This is a genomic window from Embleya sp. NPDC056575 (assembly GCF_042793325.1).
Taxonomy (GTDB): domain Bacteria; phylum Actinomycetota; class Actinomycetes; order Streptomycetales; family Streptomycetaceae; genus Embleya.
Genome location: NZ_JBHTVA010000189.1, coordinates 1 through 1,217, shown reverse-complemented (window position 1 = coordinate 1,217; position 1,217 = coordinate 1). Strand labels below are relative to the sequence as shown.

1 protein-coding gene is annotated in these 1,217 nt (G+C 36.9%); it reads right to left on the bottom strand.

Annotation, left to right across the window (positions count from 1 at the left end; genetic code table 11):
- Positions 1-502: 502 nt before the first annotated feature.
- Positions 503-1,177, bottom strand: coding sequence for a hypothetical protein (locus tag ACFRCG_RS48635; protein WP_376206252.1), 675 nt, complete (start codon positions 1,175-1,177; stop codon positions 503-505).
- Positions 1,178-1,217: the final 40 nt, after the last annotated feature.

The window sequence follows — 1,217 nt, the reverse complement described above, 5'->3', positions numbered from 1 at the left end:
TAATGTTATAGAATAATTTGCTAAGTTTTATCATATTTTATCTGTAAGCTAAATCTGGATTTTTAATCCTAAAATGTCGTCTGATGTAGCTTTTTAATTGACTAATGAACAAATGGACTCCATTGATCAACGAATTATGAAGTTGTATACCAATATCAAAAACACACAACAAAATACTGAATGATGTTGACTTTTTTATATAAATAGTGTATAGTTTATTTCACATCTGAAAAAGGATGCATATACTTAATGTATAGCTGAAATATTAAATAATGCCCTTGTAAGCAGTGATGCTTACCATGCGGTCACATAAAAACTTAACTTACCATGTTTTATACATGGTCAAAAGGAAAAGCCACTCCATTATGGAGTGGCTTTTTACGTTGTAGGTGTCTGGTAGTAAGCGATGATACCGATTAGGCTTAATACGACTACGACTCCTAATATGCTCCACAATGTTACTTTCATACGTTTTGACATGCTATGACCTCACTTTGTAGGCTCAATCAACAGTGAATTTCTTGTATGTTCTCTTTCCGTTTTTATCTCCAACGGCTTTAATGAAAACATTACCTAAAGTGATGCCGACATCTTTGATTGGCCCGATTTGGTAATAGAAACTTCCTGTAACAGCGGCTTTGTTGTCACCAGTGACCCAAGCATTTTTGCCTCCAGTATTTAATCCTGTGCGTACAACTGGATTCCAATTACGGACTACTCTTGCACTGGAAGAGTTGATCTTTTTCACTTTGCCCTTTGTTACATTGTAATTCACAGAAACTCTATAAGTAGTCACTGGGGCGCCAAAAAATTTCACAGAGTTTTCGTAAGAAACGCCTTTGTCTCCCTGAGTCTGAATAGGTTGCTGAGTTACTGTTTCTTCTGTTTCAGTGTTGATTGGATCAAGTTTCGTAAAGCTTTCTACAAGCTTTTCCTGATCTTCTGGTGATAAGGCTTTGAAGTCTTGAAGTGCTTTCCCGGGCTCCATAACGGCAGCGGCTATGTATTCTGGAGAAACACCTGCGGCTTTAGCAGCATTTTCATCATAATGGGCAAGGTAATTTTCGTAGTCTTGAGGTGTGTACTTACTCTTTACTTCTTCAGCAGATGTGCTAGAAGGTAATACCAATCCAAGTGTAACAAAACTGATAATCATAAACAGAATCCATTTCCTCATTTTCACACTCTCCCTTGTATGATTTTGGTACCGAATTCAC